This window comes from Mumia sp. (assembly GCF_028803055.1).
Classification (GTDB): domain Bacteria; phylum Actinomycetota; class Actinomycetes; order Propionibacteriales; family Nocardioidaceae; genus Mumia.
Window position 1 is genome coordinate 1 of record NZ_JARBCJ010000233.1, and the last position, 4,287, is coordinate 4,287.

The following is a 4,287-nucleotide window of genomic DNA, read 5'->3' on the forward strand; positions in this document are numbered from 1 at the left end:
ATGGCGTCGCGAGGAACGGTCGTGGCCATCGTCGGCGGAGCAGACCCGGACTCGCTGGAGCACGTCAACCGGTGCTCGCTCGGCGCCGGACGGCGACTGGCCCTGGTGCTCGACGGCGACGGCTGGCTGCGCGGGGCCCACGGTGGTTCGGGCACCGCGGCCGACCTCGCCTCCTCGGCACGCGCGCAGGGTTGGGCCGCCACGGCGGTCGGCGGCGGCGACACGGTGGGCGAGGCGTGGCACGCCCTTGCGGCCCAGTCCACGAAGGATGCGGTGCGATGAACGCGTCGGTGGCGCACACGTTCTGGGTCGGGCTGTGGGTGTGGCTGCTTGCGGTCACGACGGGAGCCGCGTTCTCGCCGCTGGTGGCCGACAGCCGCTTCCTGCTCGAGGGCGCGCTCGGCGCCGCGGCCGTGGTCCTCGTCGGCGTCGTCGTCCGCGCGGCAGGCGGACGCCGACCCGTCGTCGTCGCCGCGCAGGCCGCGGTGACGCTCGGGTGGCTCACCGCGGCGTACGGGGCAGGCACCGGGATCGCCGGGGTGATTCCTACCCCCGACACGCTCGAACGTGCCGGTGCCCTGGCCGAGGCGACCTATCAGCACGCCCAGCGATACGCGGCGCCGGTCCCCGACACCGCGGCGCTCACCGCGACCCTCGCCGCCCTCGTCATCGTCCTGGCGCTGGTGATCGACGTCCTCGCCGCCGAGCTGCGATGGACGCCGGCCCTCGGGCTCGTCATCCTCGCCGTCGTCATGGTGCCGGCGACCCTCCTCGAGGGTCGCTCGCCGCTCCTCGTGTTCGTCCTGGGCGCTGCGGCGTACGCCGGCCTGCTCGCCGTCACGCGCAACGACGACGGCCGTGCCTGGGGACCGCGCGTCACCGCAGTCGGCTCCCAGCCGCGGGACCCCGTCGACTCCGCGGTCGGGCACGTGCGCGCGTCGATTCCCGCGGTCGGGATCGCGATCGGCGCGATCGCCGTCGCCCTGGTCGTCCCCCTGGTCACGCCGACCGCCGGTGAGAGCTTCCTCGACGGGGCCGGCTCGGGTGCCGGATCCGGCATCGGCACGGGCCTCGACAACCCGGTGCTCGACATGCGCCGCAACCTCCGCGGACAGAGTCGCGACGTCCTCCTGACGATGACCGAGGAGAAGGACGCGCCCCGGCCGCGATACGTCCGGCTCGCCTCGATGCAGTCGGTCGGCGACCAGGGGTGGACCCTCGGTGACCGCGTCGGTGCCGGCCAGCAGCTCGACGACGACCTCCCGTCGGTGCCGGGTCTCAATCCCGGCGTGCCGACGACGACAGCGCGCTACCGGACCGCGGTCTCACCCGGGTTCGAGACGCGCTGGCTCCCCCATGTCTATGCTCCGACCGCCGTGAGGCTCGAGGACTCCTCCGGTGTCGAGATCAACCGGAGCATGCTCGACATCAGTCGCCTCCCACGTCTCGGGTCCTTCGCCGGAGCGTCCTACGACGTCGAGGTCATGGTCGCGCGTCCGACTCAGGCCGACCTGCGCACCGCTCCTGCCTCGACGCTGACGATGTCGTCCTACGTCGATCTCCCCTCCTCCACGCCGGATGTCGTGAACGAACGCGCGGAGGAGGTCACCGCCGGCGCGTCCAACGCGTTCGACCGGGCCCTCGCTCTCCAGCGGTGGTTCCGTCAGGACGGTGGCTTCAAGTACTCGCTCGCCCAGCGCCCCGGATCGGGGATGGAGACGATCGAGGCCTTCCTCACCGACGATCGGGTCGGCTACTGCGAGCAGTTCGCCACCGCGATGGCAATGATGGCCCGGTCGTTGGGGATCCCCTCACGCGTCTCCGTCGGCTTCCTCTCCGGTGAGCCCGCCCGTCAGAAGGGCACGTGGGTCTTCCGGGGAACCGCCATGCACGCGTGGCCCGAGCTGTACTTCGCGGGCGTCGGCTGGATCGGCTTCGAGCCGACACCTGGCGGCAGCGGCTACACACCTCCGACGTTCGCCGAAGGCTCGGCCGACCCGCAGGAGGCTCCGGACCCGTCAGCAGACCCGACGGCGCTGCCGACCGGCGCCGCGTCCCCGGCTCCGGGCAGCGCTGAGGCAGACGCCGCGGGGGACGCCGCTGACGGCGGAGGGTCGTGGGTGCCCGTGGCCCTCGTGGTGCTCGGGCTCCTCACGGTCGCGCTCGCCGTCCCCGCGGCCGTCCGCACCGCCCGGCGACGCCGTCGGCGCGCGGCCCACGACGATCCGGCGGCGGCAGCCGAGGACGCCTGGGCAGAGGTCCGCGACACCGCGACCGACCACGGGATCGGTTGGACCGAAGGCGTCTCACCGCGAACGTCGATCGCGCCGCTGCGGGCACGGCTGGACGACGACCCGGTGGCGCGAGAGGCGATCGACACGCTCGTCGACGCGGTCGAGCGCAGTCGCTACGCGCCTGTCTACGAGCCGGCAGACCTCACCGCGGCGGTCGACCACCTTGTCGGTGCGACGGCGGCCGGCGTCACGCGCCGGCAGCGACTGGGTGCCGCGGTGCTCCCCCGGTCGGTCCTCGTGCCGGCCGAGCGGCGTGTCGGGGTCCGGGAAGAGGACGAGGTTCTTTCGCTGCGGGAGTAGCCCGCGGGGCGAGAGTCGGAAGCTCGGTCCCGAGCGGGCACGCCCGCTCAGGAGGCCGCAGCCGTCAGGAGCCGGAGTCGTCGCGCCGGCGGCGCCAGCGCTCCTCCATGCGGTGCATGAAGGAGTCCGAGGTGCTTCCGCTGCCCTGCTTCGGACGCGGCGGCGCGGTCTGGGTGGACTCGTCAGGTCCTTCGACGTCACGCGAACGCCACGTCGTGAGGAAGAAGTAGGCGCCCGCGACCATGAGGGCGAACCCGGCAACTCCGACGGGCGTCGAGGCGGCGATCACGCCGATCATCAGCATCGCGACCCCGGCGACGAAGCCGATCGACGCCAGGACGATGATCCGGCGAGCGCGGGCTCGGAGCTTCGAACCGCGCAAGGTCGAAGCGAGTCGCGGGTCTTCGGCAGCAAGCGCCTGCTCAAGTTGCTCGAGCAGTCGCTGCTCTTCCTCTGAGAGCGGCACTTCGGGCCTCCCCTGAACTCGACCGGCGGTTGCCGCCGGACCTTGGGTGTCCAGTCTAGGCAGGCGTCATCGGCTGCGCCACAGCACGGGCTATTGTTTGTGCGCAGGGGGGCAACGGCTCCCGTCTGCCATCCCGGAAGGACGCCGATGCGCCGGTCCACCACCCTTGTCTGCTCTGCCGCCCTGGCCTTCTCAGGACTCGCTCTCGGCGCTGGGTCGCCGGCGAGCGCAGCCCCGGCCGCCGTGGTGCCGGCCGTGGTGTCACCGGCCGCCGTCGGCCAGTCCACGGTCGCGGCCGCGCCGGCAGCCCTCCGCGCAGCCAAGCCCTCCCGCAAGGACCGGTTCTACCGGGCGACGACGCGTCCGGGCGACCGCGACCGGTCGGTGACGTCGATCAAGCACGTCCGCGAGCTCCAGTACCGCCTGCGTTGGGCCGGCGTCTACGGAGGCTCGGTCAACGGCGTCTACACCGCCCGCACCGCGAAGGCCGTCAAGAAGTTCCAGAAGCGCCACGGGCTCAAGCGCTCGGGCGTGGCGAACACCGCGACCTGGAAGCGCCTCATCCAGAAGACGGTGCGTGGCAAGTCCAAGATCCCCAAGCGGTGCAAGTCGTCGGGCTGGAACGCCTGCTACGACCGCCGTCGGCACCAGGTCGTGCTCTACCGCAACGGCACGCTGTGGAACAGCTGGCTGGTGCGTGGCGGCGCCGCCTCGTCGAAGACCCGCACCGGCAAGTTCACCGTGTTCTCCCGTAGCAAGAACCACGTCAGCTCGATCTACGAAGCCAAGATGCCGTACGCGCAGTTCTTCTCGGGCGGTCAGGCCTTCCACGCCTCCTACCTGATGATGGACCCCTTCGTCGGGCACAGCCACGGCTGCGTGAACCTCTACATCCCCGACGCCAAGCAGCTGTGGGCGCTGACCTCCAACAAGAAGCTCAAGGTGACCGTCTACGGCGCCTGGAGCTGAGGGCGCCGGCGAGCGCTGGCCCCCACAACCAGTACGGTCGCCCGATGACTGCGACACATCCGAGGGTCCAGCAGGTGATCCAGGCCCTTGCCGATCGTGGGGTCGTCGACGAGGTCGTGCGGATGCTGCCCGACTCCGTACGTACGGCGCAGGAGGCGGCCGACGCACTCGGCGTCGACGTCGCCGCGATCGCCAACAGTCTCGTCTTCGACGGCGGGGGCGAGGTGGTGCTTGTCCTGACCAGCGGCGCGCACCGCG

4 protein-coding genes and 1 pseudogene are annotated in these 4,287 nt (G+C 71.9%); 4 read left to right on the forward strand and 1 reads right to left on the reverse strand.

Annotated features, from left to right (window positions below):
• Both PV363_RS16120 and PV363_RS16125 read left to right on the forward strand, forming a co-directional pair.
• Positions 1 to 282 (forward strand): annotated as a pseudogene (locus PV363_RS16120) (hypothetical protein); the annotation flags it as partial.
• The gene (locus PV363_RS16125; protein WP_301022865.1) at positions 279 to 2,594 is read left to right on the forward strand and encodes a DUF3488 and transglutaminase-like domain-containing protein; all 2,316 of its coding nucleotides are present in this window, start codon (positions 279 to 281) and stop codon (positions 2,592 to 2,594) included. The pseudogene PV363_RS16120 and the gene PV363_RS16125, both read left to right, overlap by 4 nt.
• Before the next feature lie 64 nt (positions 2,595 to 2,658).
• Here the strand turns inward: PV363_RS16125 and PV363_RS16130 are convergent, their stop codons facing one another.
• Positions 2,659 to 3,060, reverse strand: coding sequence for a DUF3040 domain-containing protein (locus PV363_RS16130; protein WP_220344378.1), 402 nt, complete (start codon positions 3,058 to 3,060; stop codon positions 2,659 to 2,661).
• A gap of 147 nt (positions 3,061 to 3,207) precedes the next feature.
• On the opposite strand from PV363_RS16130, the gene PV363_RS16135 reads away from it, so the two are divergent.
• Complete coding sequence (locus PV363_RS16135) at positions 3,208 to 4,029, forward strand: L,D-transpeptidase family protein (RefSeq protein WP_220365776.1); 822 nt, start codon at positions 3,208 to 3,210, stop codon at positions 4,027 to 4,029.
• 44 nt (positions 4,030 to 4,073) lie between these two features.
• Positions 4,074 to 4,287: YbaK/EbsC family protein (locus tag PV363_RS16140; protein ID WP_366525498.1), on the forward strand; the 214-nt coding region annotated here is incomplete at its 3' end.